The organism is Brevundimonas sp. FV1ps31S (assembly GCF_058681265.1).
The window spans coordinates 3,376,819-3,398,687 of record NZ_CM178735.1; the positions used below are offsets into that span (position 1 = coordinate 3,376,819).

The following is a 21,869-nucleotide window of genomic DNA, read 5'->3' on the forward strand; positions in this document are numbered from 1 at the left end:
TCGACCTCAGTAAACCCGAGCCTTGGGCTCGATGTACGCGATGTCGTCGGACATCGTGTAATTGTGCACGGGGCGGTAGTCGATCTGGACCTGCTCGCCCGGACGCTTCCACGCCAGGGTGTGTTTCATCCAGTTCGCGTCGTCCCGATCCGGATAGTCCTCGCGGGCGTGGGCGCCGCGCGATTCCGTGCGGTTCAGCCCGCTCTCGATGGTGACGACGGCCTGGGCGATCAGGTTGTCGTACTCCAGCGTCTCCATCAGATCCGTATTCCAGATCAGGCCGCGATCGGTGGTCTTGATATCATCCCCCGCCGCATCAATGGCCCGCAGCTTGTCCGTCCCCTGCTGCAACGTCTCCCCCGTCCTGAACACCGCCGCGTCCGCTTGCATAGCTTTCTGCATAGAAAGGCGAAGCTCCGCTGTAGAAGTGGAACCGTCGGCGAAACGGAAGCGGTCCAGGCGGGCCAGGTGGGCGTCGGTCTGGGCCTTGGAGGCGGACGGCACGGCCGAGGCCTTGTCCACCACCTCGCCGCAGCGCAGGCCGACGGCGCGGCCGAACACCACCAGGTCGGTCAGGGAGTTGGAGCCCAGGCGGTTGGCGCCGTGCACCGAGACGCAGGCCGCCTCGCCCACGGCCATCAGGCCGGGCACCACGCTGTCGGGGTTGCCGTCGCGCAGGGTCAGCACCTCGCCGTGATAGTTCGTGGGGATGCCGCCCATATTGTAGTGAACGGTCGGCAGGACCGGGATCGGCGCCTTGGTCACGTCCACGCCGGCGAAGATCTTGGCGCTTTCGGAAATGCCCGGCAGGCGCTGGTGCAGGATCTTGGGATCCAGGTGGTCCAGGTGCAGGAAGATGTGGTCCTTGTTCGGACCCACGCCCCGGCCCTCACGGATTTCGATGGTCATGGAGCGCGAAACCATGTCGCGCGGGGCCAGGTCCTTCACGGTCGGCGCATAGCGCTCCATGAAGCGCTCGCCTTCCGAGTTGGTCAGATAGCCGCCCTCGCCGCGCGCGCCCTCGGTGATCAGGCAGCCGGCGCCATAGATGCCGGTCGGGTGGAACTGGACGAACTCCATATCCTGCAAGGGCAGGCCGGCGCGCAGCACCATGGCGTTGCCGTCGCCGGTGCAGGTGTGGGCCGAGGTGGCCGAGAAGTAGGCGCGCCCGTAGCCGCCGGTGGCGAGCACGACCATCTTGGCGCGGAACTGGTGAAGCTGACCGTTATCGAGTTGAAGCGCCGTCACCCCGGTGCAGGCGCCGTCCTGCATGATCAGGTCGAGCGCGAAATATTCGACGAAGAACTTCACTTCCCGACGCACCGACTGGCCGTACAGGGTGTGCAGGATGGCGTGGCCGGTGCGGTCGGCGGCGGCGCAGGTGCGCTGTACCGGGCCTTCACCGAAGTTGCGGGTCATGCCGCCGAAGGCGCGCTGGTAGATCTTGCCTTCCTCGGTGCGCGAGAAGGGCACGCCCCAGTGTTCCAGCTCGTAGACGGCCTTAGGCGCGTTGCGGACCAGATATTCGATCGAGTCCTGGTCGCCCAGCCAGTCCGACCCCTTGACGGTGTCGTACATGTGCCACTGCCAGCTGTCCTCGCCCATATTGCCGAGCGAGGCGGAGATGCCGCCTTGCGCCGCGACCGTGTGCGAGCGGGTCGGGAAGACCTTGGTGACGCAGGCGACCTTCAGCCCCTGCTGTGCGGCGCCGAGGGCGGCGCGAAGGCCGGAGCCCCCCGCGCCGACGACGACGACGTCGTATTCGTGGTCGATCAGTTCGTAAGCGGCCATCAGGGGATCAGGCTCCGAAACCGGCGGGCAGGGGCGCAGAACCCAGCGCCAACCGCACGATGAAGAACAGGCTGGCGGCCGCCAGCACGAAGAAGACCAGGTTCAACAGACCCGTCAGCGCCTTGCGGGCGCCGGCCTGGGGCACATAGTCCTCGAGGATGACCTTCCAGGCCAGGCTGAGATAGCCGAACAGCAGCACGGCCGTGACCGCCAGCAGGCCGGCGTTAAGCGGATTGGCGAACCAGTCCAGCACGGCGTCATAGGCCGCGCCCGCCAGGGTGAAGCCGGTCGAGGCGACCCACAGGCCCAGCGGCAGCAGGGCCGTCAGCAGCCCCCGCTCGGCCAGCCATTCGCCACCGCCGTGGCGCTCGGAAATCTTGACGTTGTTCTTGAACTTGACGGCGCCGCTCACAGCGAGACCCTCCCGACAGCGAACAGGACGACCCAGAACAGGATCGCCAGGGGGACCGGCGCCCAGACCGCGACGTTCGACAGCGCAGTCGCCGACTTGATCGTCAGCCCATTGCCCGTGTCGTTGATCGTGTGGCGCGCGCCGTTCAGGATGAAGGAGAACAGGACGACCGTCAGGCCGAAGCCGACCAACAGCCCCAACGGCGAACCCGCGAGGGCCAAGGCCGTCTCATAGGCCTCGGGTCCAAAGGCCAGGGCGCCCAGCCAGGCGACGACGAAGATCAGGCCGACGGTGCCGGCGATCAGGGTCGCGCGGAACAGGATCGAGGCGGCCATGGTCACGTGCCAGCGCCAGATTCCCATGTGGGGCGAGAGCGGCGTCTTGTGACCGTTGGGCTGGACGACGAAACGACCGGTCCGGTCGCCCGATGCAACCCCCGGGGTCGGGTTGGGTTGAGTCATGCGAATGGTTCTCAAAAGCGAATGAATTCAATCGCCGTGTGCGGTTGCGAAGGCTTTTGTGACCCTAGAGGGACGGTGTCAACGGACCGTTGATCACTTAGCGGATTCTAGCGTCGCTTAGCCCGATCCGTGTCGAAATCGCGATATTCAAGGCATGATCGATCCACGCTCCGCCTGAGACGAAGCTTTTACGCGGCGCCCTGGGTTTTGGATCGCCGCGCCGCGCCACGCTCGCCAAAACCGCGCCGGCCCTTATATGGACCCCATGACCGAGACCACGCCCCGCCCCGTTCTTCGCCTGCATCCCGCCCATCGCGACGACATCGGCGACCTGACGACGCGCCGACCGGTGCCCGGTCCGGGCCTGGACCAGGTGGATCCCTTCCTGTTCCTGAACCATCACGGCCCCCAGACCTATGCGCCGGGCAACGCCGGCCTGCCCTTCGGCCCGCACCCGCACCGGGGTTTCGAGACCGTCACCTTCATCCTGGACGGCGAACTGGCCCACAACGACTCCGGCGGCGGCGAGAGCATTATCAAGGCGGGCGGGATCCAGTGGATGACCGCCGGCTCGGGCCTGATCCACGCCGAACTGTCGCCGGCCGATTTCAAGCGCGACGGCGGGCCGATGGAGATCCTGCAGCTGTGGGTGAACCTGCCTTCGCGGCTGAAGATGACCAAGCCCGACTATGTGGGACTTCAGGCCGCCGACATCCCGACCTTCACCACTGAAGGCGGCGTCACGGTCGAGCCGGTCTCCGGCGAATGGCTGGGCGTCAAGGCGCCGATCCAGTCGCTGATAGACATCCATCTGGCCATCGTCCGCCTGCCCGCCGGCGCCCGGTTCGAAGTCCCGGTCGCCGCCGGTCGCAACGTCTTCTTCTATGCGATCAGGGGCCAGGTCTCCGTCGCCGGAACCCCCGTGCCCGAATGGAACCTCGCCGCCCTGGGCGACGGCGACGCGGTCGAGATCACGGCCCAGAGCACAGGCAAGACCGACGCCGTCGTCCTGCTTGGCCACGCCGAACCGATCAACGAGCCGGTCTTCAGCCACGGCCCCTTCGTCATGACCACACGCGAAGAAATCATCCAGGCGGTTCAGGACTACCAGTCCGGAAAGTTCGGCCCGCCGCCGCGGGTGTGAGGCTGGCCTTTGGCTTTTAGGCCTCGTCGGCTGTGCAGAACGCAGACATTCCGAAGGGCTGTTCGGGGTGGGAAGCGGACTTAAGAGTCCGTCTCTGCGTATCGGATCAGCCGCTCGTGACGTTGCACCTCTGACATCTCGACTGTGTCACCCGAAGCGGCCAGATCGTCGAGGAACTGACGGGCAATGAACGCCTCAATGAAGTAGGTGAACTGGCGACCGTCTCGTTCCAACGGGGCAGTCGTTTCGGGAGCGGGGCTCACGAGGATCGCCTCAGCTTGCGCTGACCAAGGGCGTTCAACGTAGATCGTCGCCTCCTCATCCTCGCTGAAATCTTGTTGTCTCAGAATTTCGTCCAACTTCATCGCAGCAGCCCTCCGTTGGCGGAACTAGCGACCTGATTACACGTCCGCAACGGGTCGTGAGGCGTCTTATCTAATTGTAGCCACAGCAGACGCTGACTTTCGCTGATGCTATGTATGGCAGTGCGGTGGGGGGAAGGACACCCCGCTAGGGGCACCAGAAGGTAATGCTGACCGCGCCCAGGGTCTTGGGCACCGTCTGCGTAATAGTCAGGCGCAGACCTAGCCCCACCGCACATTGATGCCGAAATGGGTCGAACCCACGAAATCGCTCCGCCTCCCTGCCCCGCGCGGATGATGCGTTCCCCGACAAAACCCTATATGACGCCGGTTCCTTGCGACGACCGAGCCGAAGACACGCCCAAATGCCCAGCCTGAACGAGATCCGCGCCACCTACCTCGACTTCTTCGCGGCCGATGGCCACGAGAAGGTGCACTCGGCGCCGCTGGTGCCGCAGAACGATCCGTCGCTGCTGTTCGTCAATGCGGGCATGGTGCCGTTCAAGGACTATTTCACCGGCGCGTCCAAGCCGCCCTATCCCCGCGCCACCAGCTCGCAGAAATGCGTCCGCGCCGGGGGCAAGCACAACGACCTGGACAATGTCGGCTACACCGCCCGCCACCTGACCTTCTTCGAGATGCTGGGGAATTTCTCCTTCGGCGACTATTTCAAGGAACACGCCATCGACCGGGCTTGGAAACTGGTCACGCAAGAGTTCGGCCTGGACGCCAAACGCCTGCTGGTCACGGTCTATATCGACGACGACGAGGCCGCCGCGATCTGGAAGAAGGTCACCGGCTTCGGCGACGACAAGATCATCCGCATCGCCGGCAGCGACAATTTCTGGGCCATGGGCGACAGCGGTCCCTGCGGCCCCTGCACCGAGATCTTCTGGGACCACGGCGACAAGATCGCCGGCGGCCCTCCCGGCTCGCCGGACGAGGACGGTGATCGCTACGTCGAGATCTGGAACAACGTCTTCATGCAGTTCGAGAAGGAGAACGATCAGATCGTTCGCAACCTTCCCAAGCCCAGCGTGGACACCGGGATGGGGCTGGAGCGGATGACCACCGTGCTCCAGGGCGTGCATTCGGTGTTCGAGACCGACCTGTTCAAGACCCTGATCGCCGCCTCGGAAGACGCCACCTCGACCAAGTCGGACGGTGAGCGCGCCGCCAGCCACCGGGTCATCGCCGACCACCTGCGCTCCTCCTCCTTCCTGATCGCCGACGGCGTCACCCCGTCGAACGAGGGCCGGGGCTATGTGCTGCGCCGGATCATGCGCCGCGCCATGCGCCACGCCCACCTGCTGGGCGCCGCCGACCCTCTGATGCACCGTCTGGTCCCGACCCTGGTGGCCCAGATGGGCGACGCCTATCCGGAACTGGCCCGCGCCCAACCCTTCATCGAGGACACGCTGAAACAGGAAGAGGTCCGTTTCCGCACCACCCTGGGCCGGGGCATGGCCCTGTTCGACACGGCGGTTCAGGGCTTCAAGCCGGGCGACATGCTGGACGGCCAGACCGCCTTCACCCTGTCCGACACCTACGGCTTCCCGCTGGATCTGACCCAGGACGAGGCCCGGCGTCGCGGCTTCTCGGTCAATGTCGACGGCTTCGAATCCGCCATGGCCGAACAGCGCCAGCGTTCGCGCGAACACTGGAAGGGCTCGGGCCAGACCGCCAACACCAATGAATGGCTGGCGATCCGCGACCGCATGGGTCCGACCGTCTTCACCGGCTATGACGCCATCGAGGGTTCGGGCGAGGTCCTGGCCATCATGAACGGCGGCGCTCCGGTCGAGACGGCCGAGGCCGGCGACATCGTCGAGATCCTGTTCGACGCCACCCCCTTCTACGCCGAAAGCGGCGGCCAGACCGGCGACCAGGGCACGCTGGAATGGCCGGGCGGCGAGGCCGAAGTTCTGGACGTCAAGAAACACGCCGGCGACCTGCATGTCCTGTCGGCCCAGATCACGGCCGGGACGCTTGAGATCGGCGCCCGCGTCGCCCAGCTGGTGGACGCCGACAAGCGCACCACCACCCGCGCCAACCATTCCGCCGCCCACCTGCTGCACACGGCCCTGAAGAATGTGCTCGGCCCGGCGGTCGCCCAGAAGGGCCAGTTGGTCGACTCTGAGCGCGCCCGTTTCGACTTCAGCCACGGCGCTCCCGTGACCGAGGACGAGTTGGCGGCCATCGAGGCCGAGGTCAACGCCGTCATCCGCCAGAACGTCCCGGCGGAGACCAGGCTGATGGCCCCGCAGGAGGCCATCGAGGCCGGCGCCATCGCCCTGTTCGGCGAGAAATACGGCGACGAGGTCCGGGTTCTGACCCTCGGTCGTTCGCTCGTCAGCGACAACGCCCCCTATTCGGTCGAACTGTGCGGCGGCACCCATGTCGCCCGCACCGGCGACATCGGCCTGTTCAAGGTGATCCAGGAAACCGGGATCGCCGCCGGCGTGCGCCGCATCGAGGCCCTGACGGGCGAGGCGGCCCGCCTCTATCTGGAAGCCCAGGCCAAGGTCACGCGCGGCCTGGCCCGCGACTTCAAGATCCAGACCCAAGACGTGCCCGGCCGGGTCGAGGCCCTGCAAGGCTCCGTCAAGACGCTGGAGAAACAGGTCGCCGAGCTGAAGAAGCAACTGGCCCTGGGCGGCGGCTCCGGCGCGGCCTCCGCACCGGAAGAGATCGGCGGGATCAAGCTGATGGCCCGCGTTCTGGACGGGGTGGACGGCAAGGGGCTGCGCGGCGTGGCCGAGGACTTCCGTAAACAGGTCGGCACCGGCGTCGTCGCCCTGATCGGCGTGACCGAGGGCAAGGCCGCCGTCACCGTCGCCGTGACCTCCGACCTGACCGACCGCGTCAACGCCGCCGACCTGGCCCGCGCCGCCGTCATCGCCATGGGCGGCCAGGGCGCCGGCGGCAAACCCGACTTCGCCCAGGGCGGCGCCCCCGACGGCTCCAAGGCCGAAGACGGCCTCACCGCCGTCCGCAACGCCCTGAAGGGCTGAGCCCACCAAAGACCCTCTCCCGCTTGCGGGAGAGGTGGCCCGGCGTCCGCGCAGCGGACCAGGGTCGGAGAGGGGAGTCTTGCTTGAACAACAAGACTTCCCCCATCGTCACGCGTGTCGCTTCGCGCCACGACGCGACACTTCCCCCGCAAGCGGGGGAAGGTCAGAGTGCCTAATCGCCCGCCTCCGCGCACAATTCCGCAAAAAGTCCTTCGGCGATTCAATCCCCTGGCTTCCCGAAAAGCCCCTCGACCCATCACGCCTTCGAACGCCCGTATAATGGGCGCATGATCGCGAGACGTGACCACCGACTACGGACTTTTCACCAGGCGACGCCTGTCTTCCTGACGCCCGCCGAAATTGCACTCTTTTGCATATTGCACCCGTTTTCGGGGGTGCAGTGCAATTTGGCCCGCGCCCCTACCCCATCGGGTCGGGCGTCAGATCCACCCCGGCCAGCTTCCAGCTCAGCGGCCCCCGCCGCTCCATAATCAGCACCAGGGCGTCGTCGGGCCGGTCGTCGCGGGTCAGGGTGACGGCGAAGGTGTTGATCCCGCGATAGGCCCAAGACTGATGGATCCGCTCCTTCGGCGTCGCCGGCGTGTCGGACGCGGGGACGGGTCGCTCGGGCCGGGGCTTGTCGCCGGACCGGACCATGGCGGCCACACCCTGAGGCGTGACCAGACCGTCCACGGCCCCCTCGACCAGCGACGGCGCCAGCAACATGCCCAGGGCGGCCATGGCCCGGTCGCCGCCGGTCCGCTCGCGGATCTCCAGCGCCGCGCGGGCGTTCAGCTCGGCCTTCAGGCTGGTCCGAAAAGCGGGGAAGTCCACGGACCGCTCCAGACCGGCCGCATCTCCCGTCCGCGCCGCCCGGATCAGCGCCTGGGCGGCCACGAAGGGGGAGATGAAACAGGCGACCAGGGCCAGGCCCAGAATGGCCGCGACCAGTCCGACGGCGATCTTCTTCATAAGTGCTCCTGCAGTCGAAACGTCGAGACGGGCCAGATGTTGCGCCTAGGGGGCTGTCTGGGGCGCAACCGCCTGGGGCGTCGCCGGCGCCGATCCATCGGGCAGGCCGATCTGGACCAGAACCCACTCAAACGGCCCCCGCCGCTCGAAGGTGAAGACGGTGCGCGATCCGCCCTGGTCCTCAACCGCCATCCGCATCCGGTTTACGCTCCAGAACACCGGCCGGGGCCAGGGTTTGCGCGTCTCTGCGCTGGCCACAGGCGGAGCCGCCGCAGACCAATGGCTGGCGTAGCGGCCTTCGCCCCGCGTCAGGGCCGACAGGGCGGCCGGCGTCAGATAGGCGTCCACGTCCGGCGTGTTCAGGATCGGGTTCCGCTCCATCTGGCGCCGAACGGCGCCGATGGGGTCTTCTAGGAACGAGGGCGCCGGCGCCTGGACCCCGCCGCTCAGCTGCGGCCGCAGCGACTGGCGCACGGCCTGGAAGTCGATCAGCCGGGTCAGCCCCTGCACGTCGCCCGCCTCCGCCGCCGACCGGATGGCGAAGAAGCCCACCGCCGGCGCGAGGAAGAAGGCCACGACCGCCGCCACGAGCCCCAGAACCAGCAGATTGCCGAACAGTCGTTTCACGTCGCTTCCCCCACCCTCGGCCCGATCATGCACGGCCCATCCGAGGACGCAACGAAAAGCCCCGCCGGACGGATCCGACGGGGCTCTTTGTTATTGTCCTACCGCGCTTCGCGCTGCTTGAGGACGTTCTGTGTCCTACCGCGCTTCGCGCTACTTGAGGACGTTCTGTGTCCTACCGCGCTTCGCGCTGCTTGAGGACGTTCTGTGTCCTACCGCGCTTCGCGCTGCTTGAGGACGTTCTGTGTCCTACCGCGCTTCAGGACGGGCTCAGCCGATATCGGGCAGAGCGGTCTTCAGGTTCTCGGCGACCTTGTCGAGGAAGCCCTCGGTGGTCAGCCAGCCCTGCTGATCGCCGACCAGCAGCGCCAGGTCCTTGGTCATGAAGCCGGCTTCGACGGTGTCGACGACAATCTTCTCCAGGGTGTCAGCGAAGGTGCCCAGGGCCGCGTTGTCGTCCAGCTTGGCGCGGTGCTTGAAGCCGCGGGTCCAGGCGAAGATCGAGGCGATGGAGTTGGTCGAGGTGGCCTCGCCCTTCTGGTGCTGGCGATAGTGGCGGGTCACGGTGCCGTGCGCGGCTTCCGTCTCCAGCACCTTGCCGTCCGGCGTCATCAGCACCGAGGTCATCAGGCCCAGCGAGCCGAAGCCCTGGGCCACCACGTCCGACTGAACGTCGCCGTCATAGTTCTTGCACGCCCAGACGAAGCCGCCGGACCACTTCATCGCCGCCGCGACCATGTCGTCGATCAGGCGGTGCTCATAGGTCAGGCCGCGCGCCTTGAACTCGGCGGCGTAATGGGCGTCGAACACCTCCTGGAAGATGTCCTTGAAGCGGCCGTCATAGGCTTTCAGGATCGTGTTCTTGGTCGACAGATAGACCGGATAGTTGCGCTGCAGGCCATAGGCGAACGAGGCGTGGGCGAACTCGCGGATCGACTCGTCCTGGTTATACATGGCCATGGCCACGCCGGCGCCCGGCGCCTTGTAGACTTCGTGCTCGATCACGGCGCCGTCGTCCCCGACGAACTTGATCGTCAGGGTGCCCGGTCCGGGCATCAGGAAGTCGGTGGCCTTGTACTGGTCGCCGAAGGCGTGACGGCCGACGACGATCGGCTGGGTCCAGCCCGGCACCAGGCGCGGCACGTTCGAGCAGATGATCGGCTCGCGGAAGACAACGCCGCCCAGGATGTTGCGGATGGTGCCGTTGGGCGACTTCCACATCTTCTTCAGGCCGAATTCCTTCACCCGGGCCTCGTCCGGGGTGATGGTGGCGCATTTCACGCCGACGCCGTGTTTCTGGATCGCGTGGGCCGCGTCGATCGTCACCTGGTCGTCGGTGGCGTCGCGGTGCTCCATGCCCAGGTCGTAATAGTCCAGCTCGAGATCCAGGAACGGGAAGACCAGCTTGTCCTTGATCATCTGCCAGATGATGCGGGTCATTTCGTCGCCGTCGATGTCGACGATGGGGTTTTCGACCTTGATCTTGGCCATGCGTGCGGTCCGCCTCTGACTTTTGGGGAAAGAATATCGTGGCGGGGATATAGCGGGGCCGGGCGTCCGCGCAAACCCCGCCGTCGGTTAACCCTGCCCAGAAAAAACCCCGCGTGGCCAAGCTGAACCAAACACGCGGATCCGGCCTTGTTGACGGCCCACCTATCAAACGGCGGACGACGACATGACGGACGAGGAGCGCGAACTGGTCGAACGGTGGATCCTCGCCTTTTGCGAGCCCCCGCCCGTGATCGATGCGGAACTGATGCGACGGCTGCTCGCTGAACCGCATCTGCCGAAGGAGGCCGCACCATGACAGACAGGACGTTCAGGCCCGGGGACCGCGTGAAATGGGACCACAGCCAGGGAACGACCACCGGAAAGGTCGTGCGCAAGGTCACCGCCAAGACCCATATCAAAGGCCATGAGGTAGCGGCCTCGCCCGAGAATCCAGAGTATGTCGTCGAGAGCGCCAAGACCGGCGCCCGCGCCGCGCATAAATCATCGGCGCTGAGAAAGGCATGAGGATCATGGGTCTGTTTCGTGGGAGCGCCCTGGCGGCGTTGACGGTCTCCGCCGCGGCGGTCGCGGGATGTGGTGATCGAGAGGCGGCGCAAACGCCCGTTTCGACCCAGCCCGCCGCCTCCGGGCCGACAGCGACAGCGACAGCGGCGGCGGCCGCCGTTCTGCAGACCCGCAGCGAAACGCGTCAGTTCAAGGACTGGAGCGCCACCTGCAGCAATGACGGGACCTGCTGGGCCTTCGGCTTTGCGCCCGACTTTGCGGCGGGCTGGGTCCGCATCGCCCTGCCGCCCGGTCCCGACGCCAGGCCGGAGGTCGCCTTCGGCTATTGGCCCGACGGCGATGCGCCCGCCTCGAACCGCATCAGCCTCGACATCGACGGACGGACTTTTGCAGCCGCCCTCGACGAAGCCGCCCAGACCCCTGTCGGCCGCATCGGCGCAGCCAATGCCGGACCCGTCATCGACGCCATTGCTCGTGGTCGATCGATGACGATCAAGGGCGCCACGACCCAGGCCGCCTCGCTGAACGGCGCCGCCGCCGCCCTCTTGTGGATCGACGAGAAACAGGGCCGGCTGGGCACGACCACCGCCCTGATCCGGCGGGGCGATCGCCCCGCCTCGACCGTCCCCGTCGCCCCGCCCCTGCCGACCGTTCCGGTCGCGCCCCGCGTCGATCAGGCCGGCTTCAGCGGCAGCGACCAAACCCTGCCCGCCAGCCTCCGCGCCCGGTCTGACGTCGGCGACTGCCTGAAGGAGTCCGAGATTTCCGGAATAGGCGACGCCGTCACGTCCGCGCGGCTGGATGCACGAACCGTGCTGTGGGGCGTGACTTGCGGATCGGGCGCTTACAATGTGACGCACCACTGGTACCTGACCGGCCCGGATGGACGCGAGCCCCGCCCCGTCGCCTTGGTCGGAACCGGCGGACCCGGCGCGAACCCTGTCATGGCCGACAACACCACCGTCAACGGCGCCTATGATCCCGAGACCCGCACCCTCTCCGCCTTCGCCAAGGGCCGGGGCGTCGGCGACTGCGGCGTGCTTCAGACCTGGGCCTGGACCGGCGAACGGTTCGCCCTGACCCGAGAGAGTTCGATGGGGAATTGCGCCGGCGTCCCCTCCGACCTGTGGCCCGTCGCCTGGCGCACCCGATGACGGATCCCGAGGTTCTGATCATCGGCGCCGGGCCGGCCGGCCTGACGGCGGCGACCTATCTCGGCCGGTTCCGGCGCTGCACCCTGGTGATCGATGCGGGCGAGCCCCGCGCCTGCTGGATTCCGCTAAGCCATAATATGCCGGGCTTTCCCTCCGGCGTTTCCGGCGCCGATATCCTGAAGCGGATGCGCGAACAGGCGGAGGAGTTCGGCGCGGTCATCGAACCCGGCTGGGTCGAGCGCCTGGCCCATGACGGCGACGGCTTTATCGCCCAGGTTCAAGGCCGCGAAATCCGCGCCCGGGCGGTGCTTCTCGCGACCGGCGTCGTCGACCATCACCCCGATCTGCCCGGCGTGGAACGCGCGGTTCAGCGGTCGCTGGTCCGCATCTGCCCGATCTGCGACGGCTACGAGGCGACGGATAAGGCCGTCGCCGTCATCGGCCATGACGACAAGGGCGCACGCGAAGCCGCCTTCCTGCGCACCTATTCCGACCGGGTGACCCTGATCCATGTCGGTGCGCCCCAAGCCCTCACCCGCCACGAGGAATTGGACCGGCTGGGCGTCGAACTGATCGTGGCGCCCCTGGAAACCGTCGCGCTGGAGCAGGACCGGGTCACGGCCCTGGGCTGGGGCGGCCGGACCCGCGCCTTCGACCTTGTCTATTCCGCGCTGGGCACCTCGCCGAACGCCGAACTGGCGCAAGGCTTCGAGGCCAGGCTAGCGCCCGACGGCCGGCTCGAGGTCGATCTGCATCAGGCGACCAGCGTGCCGGGCCTCTATGCCGCCGGCGACGTGGTGCGGGGCCTCAACCAGATCGCCGTCGCCACGGCCGAGGCGGCCGTGGCCGCCACCGACATCCACAACCGCCTGCGCCGGATCGACGGGCTGACGGTCTCCGAATAGGCCCACTAAGCCTGGGTCGCGATCCAGCCGTCCACGATCCGCTCCAGCACCGACAGGGGCACGCCCCCGGCGGCCAGGGTCGTGTCGTGAAAGCCCCTGATATCGAAACGGTCGCCCAGGCGCGACTTCGCCTTCTCACGCAGACGCACCCATTCGGTATGTCCGACCTTGTAGCTGCAGGCCTGGCCGGGCCAGACGCAGTATCGATCAATCTCGGTGGCGATGGCGCTTTCCTCGTCGCCGCCCGTCTCCACCATATAGCGGATCGCCTGTTCCCGGCTCCAGCGCTTGTGGTGCAACCCTGTGTCGGCCACCAGGCGCGAGGCGCGGAACAACAGGCTCTGCAGATAGCCCAGCTCGCCAAACCGATCATCGGCGTAGACCCCCATCTCGTCGGCCAGCTGCTCCGAATACAGCGCCCAGCCTTCGCCATGGGCGCTGAAGAACAGAGCCTTCGAGATCAAGGGCAGGCGGGTATTTTCGATCGCCAGAGTGCCCTGGAGATGATGCCCCGGCAGCGCCTCATGATAGGCCAGGGTCGGCAGGCTGAAGCGCGGACACTCGGCCGTGTCGCGCAGATTTATGTAGAAGGCGCCCGGTCGCGACCCGTCCAGGCTGGGCGCCACGGCATAGCCCCCCGGCGCCCCGGCCTCGATAGCGGCGGGCACGCGGCGGACCTCCACCCTCGCCTTCGGCAGCCGTCCGAAATACTGCGGAAGTCGGGCCTCCATGTCGGCGATCTGGGCGTTCAGATCCGCCAAAATCCGGGCCTTGCCCGCATCGGTGTTCGGATAGATCTGGGACGGCTGGCGGCCAAGAGCGGCCATTCGCCGGCCCACCGTCCCCTCCGTCATGCCTTCGGCCTTCAGCAGGGCGTCCATGCGCGAAAGAATGTCGCGCGACTGGTCCAGCCCCATCTGGTGGATCGTCTCGGGGTCGAGGTCGGTGGTGGTCATCAGCCGCAGATTGGCGGCGTAATAGGCCTCGCCCTGAGGCCGGGCCCAGAGGCCCGCGTCGGTCGTGGCGCGAGGCCTCCAGGTCTCGAGCAGGGCGATCTGTCGCTCCAGCGCGGGATAAATCTCGCGCTCGACGATGAAGGCGGCGCGCTCCGACCAATCGCCGGCAATGCCCTTCTCCGCAGTGCGTCGGGCGATGCTGCGCGTCAGGCCGGCCTCAGCGGCGGTCGGCGCACGCAGGGCCCGCATCTGGTCCAGCGCCTTGGCGACGATGAAGATCGGCGGGATCACGCCGCGATCCGCGTCATGCCCGCTGGCCTCGGTCTCCTGATCCAGCACCTGTGCGAACGCAGAGAGGCGAGACAGATAGGCTTCGGCATCGGCGGCGGTCTCGATCGAATGCTGGGTGTCGAGGAAATCCGGCGTCGCCTGATAGGCGCCCGTCAGCTGGGACACTGTATAGGGCTGAAGCGGATACACGCTGGGATCGACGAAGCCGAAATCGCCGTAGCCGAACCCCTTGGCCGCATCCAGCGCTTCAGCCTGGAAACGCACGACTTCGAAACTGGCGGCGCTCTGGCCGGTCAGGCTCGAGGCGTCGACGGCGCGGATCTCGGCCAGCCAGGCCTCGTTCAGGGCGATCGCCTTGACCCGGTCCTGAAGACCTCGCCCCGCCAGGGCGGACTTCAGGCCGGCGCGGGGCCCTGTATCGAGGCCGAGATTGGTCGCCAGCTGCGGATTGATGTCGACGGCCTGCTCGCCGATCCGTGCGACCAGGCCGTCCGCCGCCGCCGTCTGGTCGCGCGCGAAGGCGGGCGCGGCGAATGCTGCGACGCCCGCAAGGGCGCCCGTCTGCAGTAGTCGGCGACGATCGATCATCTCAGCCTCCTCGGCTATTGGCGTGGCTGGCCTAGGCCTGCGTCGCCACCCAGCCGTCCACGATCCGCTCCAGCACCGACAGAGGCACGCCCCCAGCGGCGAGGGCCGTATCGTGGAAGCTCTTCAGGTCGAACTTGCCGCCCAGGCTGGTCTTGGCCTTTTCGCGCAGCCGGACCCACTCGTTGTGGCCGACCTTGTAGGCGCAGGCCTGGCCCGGCCAGCCGCAATAGCGTTCGACCTCGGACACGGCGGCCCCTTCCTGATCGCCATAGGCCTCCATCATATACTGGATGCCCTGTTCGCGGCTCCAGCCCTTGGAATGGATGCCGGTGTCCACCACCAGGCGGGCGGAGCGGAACATCAGCGACTGGATATAGCCGATCTGCCCCACCGGGTCGTTCTCATAGGCGCCCAGCTCGTCGGCCAGCTGTTCGGCGTACAGGCCCCAGCCCTCGACATAGCTGGAGAAGCCCAGCAGGTTCATCAGCTTGGGCGCCGCCGCGCTCTCCTGCTGCAGGCTGATCTGCAGATGGTGGCCTGGCGTCGCCTCGTGATAGGTCAGGGTGGGCAGGGTCCAGGACGGCCATTCCGCCGTGTCCTTCAGATTGATCCAGTAGATGCCGGGCCGCGTCCCATCCAGGCTGGGCGAGTTGTAGTAGCCCATCGGCGCGCCGGCCTCGACCTCGGGCGGCACGCGCTTGATCTGGACCGACGCCTTGGGCAGCCGGCCGAAGGCGCTGGGCAGACGGGCCTGCATATCGGCCATCTGGTCGTTCAGCTTCTCGATCAGTTCGGCCTTGCCGGCGTCGGTGTTGGGATAGACGTATTTCGGGTCGTTGCCCAAGGCGCGGATCCGCTCGGCCACCGTCCCCTGGGTCAGGCCCTGAGCCTTCAGCAGGGTGTCGGCGCGGGCGGACAGTTCGGCCATCTGGGCGCGGCCCGTGCGATGGATCTCGTCCGCCGTCAGCCGGGTGGTCGTAATGAAACGCAGGCTGTTGGCGTAATACTGCTGGCCCTGCGGCAGGCGACGGATCGAGGCCTCATGACCGGCGCGCGGCAGGGCCGCCTTCAGCAGGGCGTTCTGGGCCGACAAGGCGGGATAGACCTTCTGGTTCAGCAAGGCCTCGACCTGGGCGCCCCAATCTCCCGTCAGGCCCTTGGACTGCGTCCGGTCCACCACCGAGGCCACCATGGGCGAGGCGGCGACGTCGGTGGCCAGTATGCCCTCCTGCTGGCCGATGGCCTTGGCCAGGATGAAGTCCGGCGGGATCACCCCCAGGGCGTAGTCTTCACGCAGCCGCTCGGTCTCGGCGCTCAGCACCTCGGCGAAGGCGGCGACGCGCGCCACATAGGCGTCGGCGTCGGCGGCGGTCTCGATCGTGTGCTGGTTGGCCAGTAAGTCGGGCGTCGACTGATAGGCCCCGCCCTGCTGGCTGACCCGATAGGGATTGGGCCATCCGCCCTGGCCATAGGGTATGGCGAAGGAGGCGATCACCCCGTCCAGATTGTCGGCGATGGTGTCGTAATAGATGCCGTCCTGGGCATCCATTGACGACCGGTCCAGCGCGGTCAGGGCGGCGCGCTGGGCCTTGGTGAAGGCACGGAACTTCTCCTCGTTCTCCAGGGTCGGAACGGTCAACTGGGACTTGGCGGCGGCGCGCGCGCCATTATCCAGGCCAAAGGCGGTCACAGCCTCGGGGCTGAGATCAAGAGTCTGTTCGAAGGCCTGGTCCATATAGGCGGCCAGCGCCGCCTTGGCCTGGCCGGCGTCGCCGGCAGGCGCGTTCAGCGCCCATGCCTGACCATTGGCGGCGGCGAGACCCGCGCCTGCGGCGGCGGACAGAAGAAGGCGACGACGGTCGATCATGGAAGGCCCCAGCGAATATGTCTGGTCGCCAATGGAGCGCCGGTCACCCGGACCCGCAAGTGAAATCGCGGAAAGGCCCGATCTAAACTCACCTCCCTGTTCGCGAGGCGAACGGGGAGGACAGGCGGGAGCGTCAGCGAGCGCCAGGAGGGGGCGACTCGGTGTCTGAAGCTCTTGAGGTCGTCACCGCCGTCGGAGTCGCCCCCGCCTGGTCGCAAGCGCGACCTGTCCTCCCCACGCGCCTTCGCGCGCAGAGAGGTGAACCTCACCCCGCCGCCTTCACCGCCGCAGACACGTCCGACACCACGCGCTTGACCAGGGCCGCGTCGTCGCCCTCCGCCATGACGCGGATCAGTTTCTCCGTGCCCGAGGGCCGCACCAGCAGTCGGCCCGAACCGTTCAGCGCCGCCTCGGCCTCTGCAATGGCGGCCTTGACCGTGTCGCTCTCCAACGGCTTGCCGGCGGTGAAGCGGACGTTCTCCAGCCGCTGCGGCACAGGATCGAACTGACGGGCCAGTTCGCTCATCGGCTTGCCGGACTCGACAAGCACGGCCAGCACCTGAAGGGCCGCCATCAATCCGTCGCCTGTCGTGGCGTGGTCGTGCAGGATGATGTGGCCCGACTGTTCGCCGCCGATATTGAACCCGCCTTCGCGCATCCGCTCCATCACATAGCGATCGCCGACCTTGGTCCGCTCCAGCGTCAGGCCTTCCGACTTGAGCTTCCGTTCCAGCCCCAGGTTGGACATGACGGTGGCGACCACGCCGCCCCCGGCCAGGCGTCCACGTTTCGCCCAGTCCAGCCCGACCAGGGCCATGATCTGGTCGCCGTCCACCACCTGGCCCTTTTCGTCGCAGATGATCAGCCGGTCGGCGTCCCCGTCCAGGGCGATGCCGATGTCGGCGCGATAGCGTTTGACCGCCTCGACCAGGGTGGCCGGATGGGTCGATCCGCACTCGGCGTTGATATTGGTCCCGTTCGGGGTCACCCCCACGGGGAAGACCTCGGCGCCCAGCTCGAACAGGGTGGTGGGCGCGACCTTGTAGCCGGCGCCATTGGCGCAATCGACGGCGATCCGCAGTCCCTGCAGGCTCAGCCGCTTGGGGAAGGCCTGTTTGGCGATCTCGATGTAACGGGCCTGGGCGTCGTCGATCCGCTTGACCCGCCCCAGCTTGTTCGACGGCGCCAGGCCCTGGTCCAGGCCGTCGTCCATCAGGGCCTCGATCTTCAGCTCGATTTCGTCCGACAGCTTGTAGCCGTCCGGCCCGAACAGCTTGATCCCGTTGTCGGCATAGTCGTTGTGCGAGGCCGAGATCATCACCCCCAGGTCGGCGCGCATCGACCGGGTCAGCATGGCCACCCCCGGTGTCGGCACCGGGCCGAAGGTGCGCACGTCCATGCCCACCGAGGCGAAACCGGCGACCAGGGCGGGCTCGATCGTATAGCCCGACAGCCGGGTGTCCTTGCCGATCACCACCAGATGGCGCCGGTCGTCGCCGGTGCGGAACAGTTTCCCCGCAGCCAGGCCCACGCGCAGCGCGACTTCGGCCGTCATCGGATAGGTGTTGGCGCGCCCGCGAATACCGTCGGTGCCGAAATATTTCCTGTCGCCCAAGGCGTCGTCCTTCGTTTCGGGTAACGTTCCGAAACCCCTTTTTTGATGCGGTCCGCCTTAAGATTGCATAGACGGCCGGTGGGGCTCGATGCGTGGCTTAGCCCCGGATCGCCGCCAGTGCAAAGCGGCGCCTTATCTGTCCCTCTTCCTCGGAGTTCCCAGCGCATGTGCGGCATCATCGGCGTCACCGGCAATGGACCCGTCGTTCCCCGGCTGATCGACAGTCTGAAACGGCTGGAATACCGGGGCTATGACTCGGCCGGCGTCGCCGCCGTCGTGGACGGATCGGTCGAGCGCCGTCGCGCCCAGGGCAAGATCCGCAATCTTGAAGCCGTCCTGGTCGAAGAGCCGCTTAAGGCCACGGTCGGCATCGGCCACACCCGCTGGGCCACCCATGGCGCCCCGACCACCGCCAACGCCCACCCGCACAAGGCCGGCCGCGTCACCCTGGTCCACAATGGCATCATCGAGAACTTCGCCGAGCTGAAGGCTGAGCTGGCCGCCGAGGGCCATATCTTTGAAAGCCAGACCGACACCGAGGTCATCGCCCACCTGCTGGACGCCGAGCTGAACACCGGGCGGCCGCCGCTGGAGGCCTTCAAGATCACGCTGGATCGGCTGACCGGCGCCTACGCCCTGGCGGTGCTGATCGACGGCGAGGACGATCTGATCCTGGGCGCCCGTCGCGGCAGTCCGCTGGTCGTCGGCTGGGGCGAGGACGAAATGTACCTGGGCTCCGACGCCCTGGCGGTCGGTCCCTTCACCCAGAAGATCTCCTATCTGGAAGAGGGCGACTATGTCGCCGTGACCAAGGGCGGCGCCCGGATGTTCGACGTCGCCGGCAAGCCGGTCGAACGGGCTGTGGTTCAGGTCTCCGCCTCCTCGGCCATGGTCGAGAAGGGCGAATACCGCCACTTCATGGAAAAGGAGATCCACGAGCAGCCCGACAGCGTCCAGCATACCCTTTCGGAATATCTCGACCTGGTAACCGGCACGGCCAAAACCAACGCCGTCGACTTCGCCGCCATCGACCGAATCCAGATCGTCGCCTGCGGCACCGCCTTCTACGCCGGCCAGATCGGCCGCTACGCCTTCGAGAAGCTGGCGGGCCTGCCGTGCGACGTCGAGATCGCGTCCGAGTTCCGCTACCGCTCGCCGGCGGTGTCGCAAAAGACCCTGGCGGTCGCCGTCAGCCAGTCGGGCGAAACGGCCGACACCCTGGCCAGCCTGACCTGGTGCAAGGCGCAGGGCCTGAAGACCGCCGCCGTGGTCAACGTCCACTCCTCGTCCATGGCGCGTGAGGCCGAAGTGCTTTGGCCGACCCATGCTGGGCCGGAAATCGGCGTCGCCTCGACCAAGGCCTTCACCGCCCAGGTCGCGGCCCTGCTGGCCCTCGCCGTGGCGGCGGGCGTGGCGCGCGGTCGGATCGATGCGGTCCAGGAGGCCGAACTGGTCAAGGCCCTGTTCGAAAGCCCCCGCCTGATCGCCGACGCCCTGCGCATGGACACCAGCATCCGCGCCGTGGTCCAGGATCTGGCCAAGGCCGACGACGTCCTGTTCCTGGGTCGGGGCGCCATGTTCCCCCTGGCCATGGAAGGCGCGCTGAAGCTGAAGGAAATCAGCTATATCCACGCCGAGGGCTATGCCGCCGGCGAGCTGAAACACGGCCCCATCGCCCTGATCGATGAAGAAACCCCGACCATCGCCCTCGCCCCCCTGGACGACGTGTTCGAAAAGACCGCCTCAAATCTGCAAGAGGTCGCCGCGCGCGGTGGTCCGGTCATCATGATCGCCCCGGAAAAGGCGCCCGATCCGCACGGCGCCGGCATCCGCCGCATCCACGCCCCGGACTGCCACCCCCTTATCGCGCCCCTGGTCTATGCGGTGCCCGTCCAGCTGCTGGCCTATTACACCGCCGTCCAGAAAGGCACCGACGTCGATCAGCCCCGGAACCTGGCCAAGTCCGTCACAGTGGAGTGAGGCGCGCCGCGCGCCCCAGGGCCTGAAGGTCGAGCAATTCGACGGCGCCGCGACGGACGCGTGCGGCGCCTGCGGCCCGCAGTTCGCTGCAGGCCGCCGACACGCCCGCGCGCCTCACGGCCAGAAGCTCTGCCAGGTCGCTCTGGCGAAGAGCGATCGTCGTCTCGCCGCTGCGATCGTGGATGTCCCAGAGCAGGGCCGCCAACCGTTCTGTGACGCGCAGGCGAGCGTGGCGTGCGATTTCCTCGTGTGCGGTTCTGACCTTGGAGCGCAGGTCCTCGACCGCCAGTTCGGCGACGGCGACAGGTCCGAGCGCCTCGATCATCCTATACTGCGGAATTTCGATCTTCTGCCCGGCGCTCAACCACAGCCCGGCCTCGCCGCCGCGACCCGTTGGTTCGAACCCAATCATCTCGCCTGGTCCGGCCAGCCCTAGCGCGACGCCGTCCCCAGGGCGGCGGCGCGCCACCACGCCTTCGACGATCAAGGTGACGATGCGAACCCCGCTGCGGTCCGATGCGACCGCATCCCGTGCGGCCGCAGGCGCGGCCTGGCCTGATTCCATCCCCCCGACGCCGAACTGGGAGAGAATCGATGGAGCGTGGGACGATGCGAGCATGTCCGATGCTCGACGCCGAACCTCGCTGTCACGCTATAACATGCGTTAAGTCGTCACACCGGTTCGCGTTGCAGGCGAAGATAGGTCGGATCGAACTCCGCGATCTCCGCCAGGCGATGCCAGTCCAGAATCTCGATACGCCCCCCCGCCCACTGGACCACGCTCTCTCCCCGTAATTCCGTGATCAGCCGGCTCACGTGCACGGTCGACAGGCCGAGCGAGTCTCCCAGCATGGCCTGGGTCAAGGGCAGGTCGAAGGTCAGGCCGGCGGCCTGGCCCGCCGCTTGGAGCCTGAGGTAAAGCTCGCACACCAGATGGGCCAGATGGCCCAGCCCGCTGCGCCGCCCCATGGCGACCAGCCACTGGCGATGGATCGCCGCGTCGATGATCGTGTCCAACCACAGAAGCCGGCTGAGATGGGGATGGCGTTCAGTCAGCTGGATCAGGCTGACGTGGGACGCATTGGCCACGACACAGTCGGTCAGGGCGAGAACGCCATGGTCCATCTGTTTCATCAACGGGCTGTGCAAGTCGATGAAGTCGCCCGCCACATTGATCTCGGTGATCTGGCGCCCGCCGTCCCTCAGTGTCGAGTAACGAGCCGAGAAGCCGGCGATCAGCAGGGTGCTGTGTTGCGGGTGAGTGTGCTCGTGCACAATATCGACCCCGGCGCGTACAGTTCGGGGCGCGCCGAGGACATCCTGCAGCGCGGCAATCTCCGCCGCAGACATCGAGTCACGCAGCGACAGCTTTTCCACCAGGGTTGTGATTTTCGCGGCCGGCGGGGGCGTGGCGGTCATTCGCCGGCCTCGGCGAGGGTCCAGCCGCTCGGCGCCGCGTCGGACGCCTGGGCCGTCACGCTGACGACGGTCCGGCCGTCGGCGTCGGTGACAATGACGCTGAACGAGCGGGTCGCCCAGAACCCCGACCCTCGATAGCGCAGGATTTCACCCAGCACAGTGACAGCCTCCTCCCGAGCAGCGTCAAGATCGGCCAGGTCCTCGCCCTGGTCGTCGCGAATTCGACCGCCGTTCTCGGTGTGAAAATAATAGCGCGGCAATCGCTCCTCCAGCATCAGATCAGGGGAGAAGCGGTCAT

At 67.1% G+C, this 21,869-nt stretch carries 20 protein-coding genes; 7 read left to right on the forward strand and 13 right to left on the reverse strand.

Annotation, left to right across the window (positions count from 1 at the left end):
- Positions 1-6: 6 nt before the first annotated feature.
- Genes sdhA through sdhC form a run of 3 tightly spaced genes read right to left on the reverse strand, consistent with a single transcriptional unit; the run spans position 7 to position 2,664 of the window.
- Positions 7-1,791: a succinate dehydrogenase flavoprotein subunit gene (gene sdhA / locus ACVPT3_RS16240; protein WP_492041872.1), complete on the reverse strand. Its 1,785-nt coding sequence runs from the start codon at positions 1,789-1,791 to the stop codon at positions 7-9.
- Positions 1,792-1,798: 7 nt separating this feature from the next.
- The gene (locus ACVPT3_RS16245) at positions 1,799-2,203 is read right to left on the reverse strand and encodes a succinate dehydrogenase, hydrophobic membrane anchor protein (RefSeq protein WP_492041873.1); all 405 of its coding nucleotides are present in this window, start codon (positions 2,201-2,203) and stop codon (positions 1,799-1,801) included.
- On the reverse strand, positions 2,200-2,664 hold the full coding sequence (gene sdhC / locus ACVPT3_RS16250; RefSeq protein ID WP_492041874.1) for a succinate dehydrogenase, cytochrome b556 subunit: 465 nt from the start codon (positions 2,662-2,664) through the stop codon (positions 2,200-2,202). The genes ACVPT3_RS16245 and sdhC overlap by 4 nt, the downstream gene beginning before the upstream one ends.
- Before the next feature lie 265 nt (positions 2,665-2,929).
- Here sdhC and ACVPT3_RS16255 point away from each other — a divergent pair, with 265 nt between their 5' ends.
- Complete coding sequence (locus ACVPT3_RS16255) at positions 2,930-3,808, forward strand: pirin family protein (RefSeq protein ID WP_492041875.1); 879 nt, start codon at positions 2,930-2,932, stop codon at positions 3,806-3,808.
- 80 nt (positions 3,809-3,888) lie between these two features.
- Here ACVPT3_RS16255 and ACVPT3_RS16260 read toward each other — a convergent pair whose 3' ends face one another.
- Positions 3,889-4,173 carry a hypothetical protein gene (locus ACVPT3_RS16260; RefSeq protein ID WP_492041876.1) on the reverse strand — a complete coding sequence of 95 codons (285 nt, stop codon included), beginning with the start codon at positions 4,171-4,173 and terminating at the stop codon, positions 3,889-3,891.
- A 362-nt stretch (positions 4,174-4,535) separates the two neighbouring features.
- On the opposite strand from ACVPT3_RS16260, the gene alaS reads away from it, so the two are divergent.
- Positions 4,536-7,184 (forward strand): alanine--tRNA ligase, encoded by a 2,649-nt coding sequence (alaS, locus tag ACVPT3_RS16265; protein ID WP_492041877.1) that lies wholly within the window; start codon positions 4,536-4,538, stop codon positions 7,182-7,184.
- Between the two features lie 420 nt (positions 7,185-7,604).
- Here alaS and ACVPT3_RS16270 read toward each other — a convergent pair whose 3' ends face one another.
- The 3 genes from ACVPT3_RS16270 to ACVPT3_RS16280 form a co-directional block, all read right to left on the reverse strand.
- On the reverse strand, positions 7,605-8,156 hold the full coding sequence (locus tag ACVPT3_RS16270) for a DUF2939 domain-containing protein (RefSeq protein ID WP_492041878.1): 552 nt from the start codon (positions 8,154-8,156) through the stop codon (positions 7,605-7,607).
- A 45-nt stretch (positions 8,157-8,201) separates the two neighbouring features.
- Positions 8,202-8,783 carry a DUF2939 domain-containing protein gene (locus ACVPT3_RS16275; RefSeq protein ID WP_492041879.1) on the reverse strand — a complete coding sequence of 194 codons (582 nt, stop codon included), beginning with the start codon at positions 8,781-8,783 and terminating at the stop codon, positions 8,202-8,204.
- Between the two features lie 267 nt (positions 8,784-9,050).
- Positions 9,051-10,271 (reverse strand): NADP-dependent isocitrate dehydrogenase, encoded by a 1,221-nt coding sequence (locus ACVPT3_RS16280; protein WP_492041880.1) that lies wholly within the window; start codon positions 10,269-10,271, stop codon positions 9,051-9,053.
- Between the two features lie 184 nt (positions 10,272-10,455).
- Between ACVPT3_RS16280 and ACVPT3_RS16285 the strand changes: the two genes are divergently transcribed.
- The 4 genes from ACVPT3_RS16285 to ACVPT3_RS16300 are packed head-to-tail and all read left to right on the forward strand — an operon-like array spanning position 10,456 to position 12,855.
- Positions 10,456-10,587 (forward strand): hypothetical protein, encoded by a 132-nt coding sequence (locus ACVPT3_RS16285; protein WP_492041881.1) that lies wholly within the window; start codon positions 10,456-10,458, stop codon positions 10,585-10,587.
- Entirely contained in the window at positions 10,584-10,796 is a 213-nt protein-coding gene (locus ACVPT3_RS16290) for a hypervirulence associated TUDOR domain-containing protein (protein ID WP_492041882.1), read from the forward strand. Before ACVPT3_RS16285 ends, ACVPT3_RS16290 begins: the two co-directional genes overlap by 4 nt.
- Before the next feature lie 5 nt (positions 10,797-10,801).
- Positions 10,802-11,950, forward strand: coding sequence for a DUF1176 domain-containing protein (locus ACVPT3_RS16295; RefSeq protein WP_492041883.1), 1,149 nt, complete (start codon positions 10,802-10,804; stop codon positions 11,948-11,950).
- Positions 11,947-12,855: an NAD(P)/FAD-dependent oxidoreductase gene (locus tag ACVPT3_RS16300; RefSeq protein ID WP_492041884.1), complete on the forward strand. Its 909-nt coding sequence runs from the start codon at positions 11,947-11,949 to the stop codon at positions 12,853-12,855. The genes ACVPT3_RS16295 and ACVPT3_RS16300 overlap by 4 nt, the downstream gene beginning before the upstream one ends.
- A 5-nt stretch (positions 12,856-12,860) precedes the next feature.
- Here ACVPT3_RS16300 and ACVPT3_RS16305 read toward each other — a convergent pair whose 3' ends face one another.
- The 3 genes from ACVPT3_RS16305 to glmM form a co-directional block, all read right to left on the reverse strand.
- Positions 12,861-14,690, reverse strand: coding sequence for a DUF885 domain-containing protein (locus ACVPT3_RS16305; RefSeq protein ID WP_492041885.1), 1,830 nt, complete (start codon positions 14,688-14,690; stop codon positions 12,861-12,863).
- A gap of 31 nt (positions 14,691-14,721) precedes the next feature.
- Complete coding sequence (locus ACVPT3_RS16310; RefSeq protein WP_492041886.1) at positions 14,722-16,557, reverse strand: DUF885 domain-containing protein; 1,836 nt, start codon at positions 16,555-16,557, stop codon at positions 14,722-14,724.
- A 265-nt stretch (positions 16,558-16,822) separates the two neighbouring features.
- Positions 16,823-18,172: a phosphoglucosamine mutase gene (gene glmM / locus ACVPT3_RS16315; protein ID WP_492041887.1), complete on the reverse strand. Its 1,350-nt coding sequence runs from the start codon at positions 18,170-18,172 to the stop codon at positions 16,823-16,825.
- Positions 18,173-18,337: 165 nt separating this feature from the next.
- Between glmM and glmS the strand changes: the two genes are divergently transcribed.
- Entirely contained in the window at positions 18,338-20,152 is a 1,815-nt protein-coding gene (gene glmS, locus ACVPT3_RS16320) for a glutamine--fructose-6-phosphate transaminase (isomerizing) (protein WP_492041888.1), read from the forward strand.
- Here glmS and ACVPT3_RS16325 read toward each other — a convergent pair.
- From ACVPT3_RS16325 to ACVPT3_RS16335, 3 genes are read right to left on the reverse strand one after another with little or no spacing between them, the layout of a single operon-like run.
- Complete coding sequence (locus tag ACVPT3_RS16325) at positions 20,139-20,771, reverse strand: helix-turn-helix domain-containing protein (RefSeq protein ID WP_492041889.1); 633 nt, start codon at positions 20,769-20,771, stop codon at positions 20,139-20,141. The genes glmS and ACVPT3_RS16325 overlap by 14 nt on opposite strands.
- A gap of 53 nt (positions 20,772-20,824) precedes the next feature.
- A complete protein-coding gene (locus ACVPT3_RS16330) occupies positions 20,825-21,571 on the reverse strand; it encodes a Crp/Fnr family transcriptional regulator (RefSeq protein WP_492041890.1) in 747 nt (248 codons plus the stop codon).
- Positions 21,568-21,831: a DUF6894 family protein gene (locus ACVPT3_RS16335; protein WP_299175214.1), complete on the reverse strand. Its 264-nt coding sequence runs from the start codon at positions 21,829-21,831 to the stop codon at positions 21,568-21,570. Before ACVPT3_RS16335 ends, ACVPT3_RS16330 begins: the two co-directional genes overlap by 4 nt.
- Positions 21,832-21,869 lie beyond the last annotated feature (38 nt).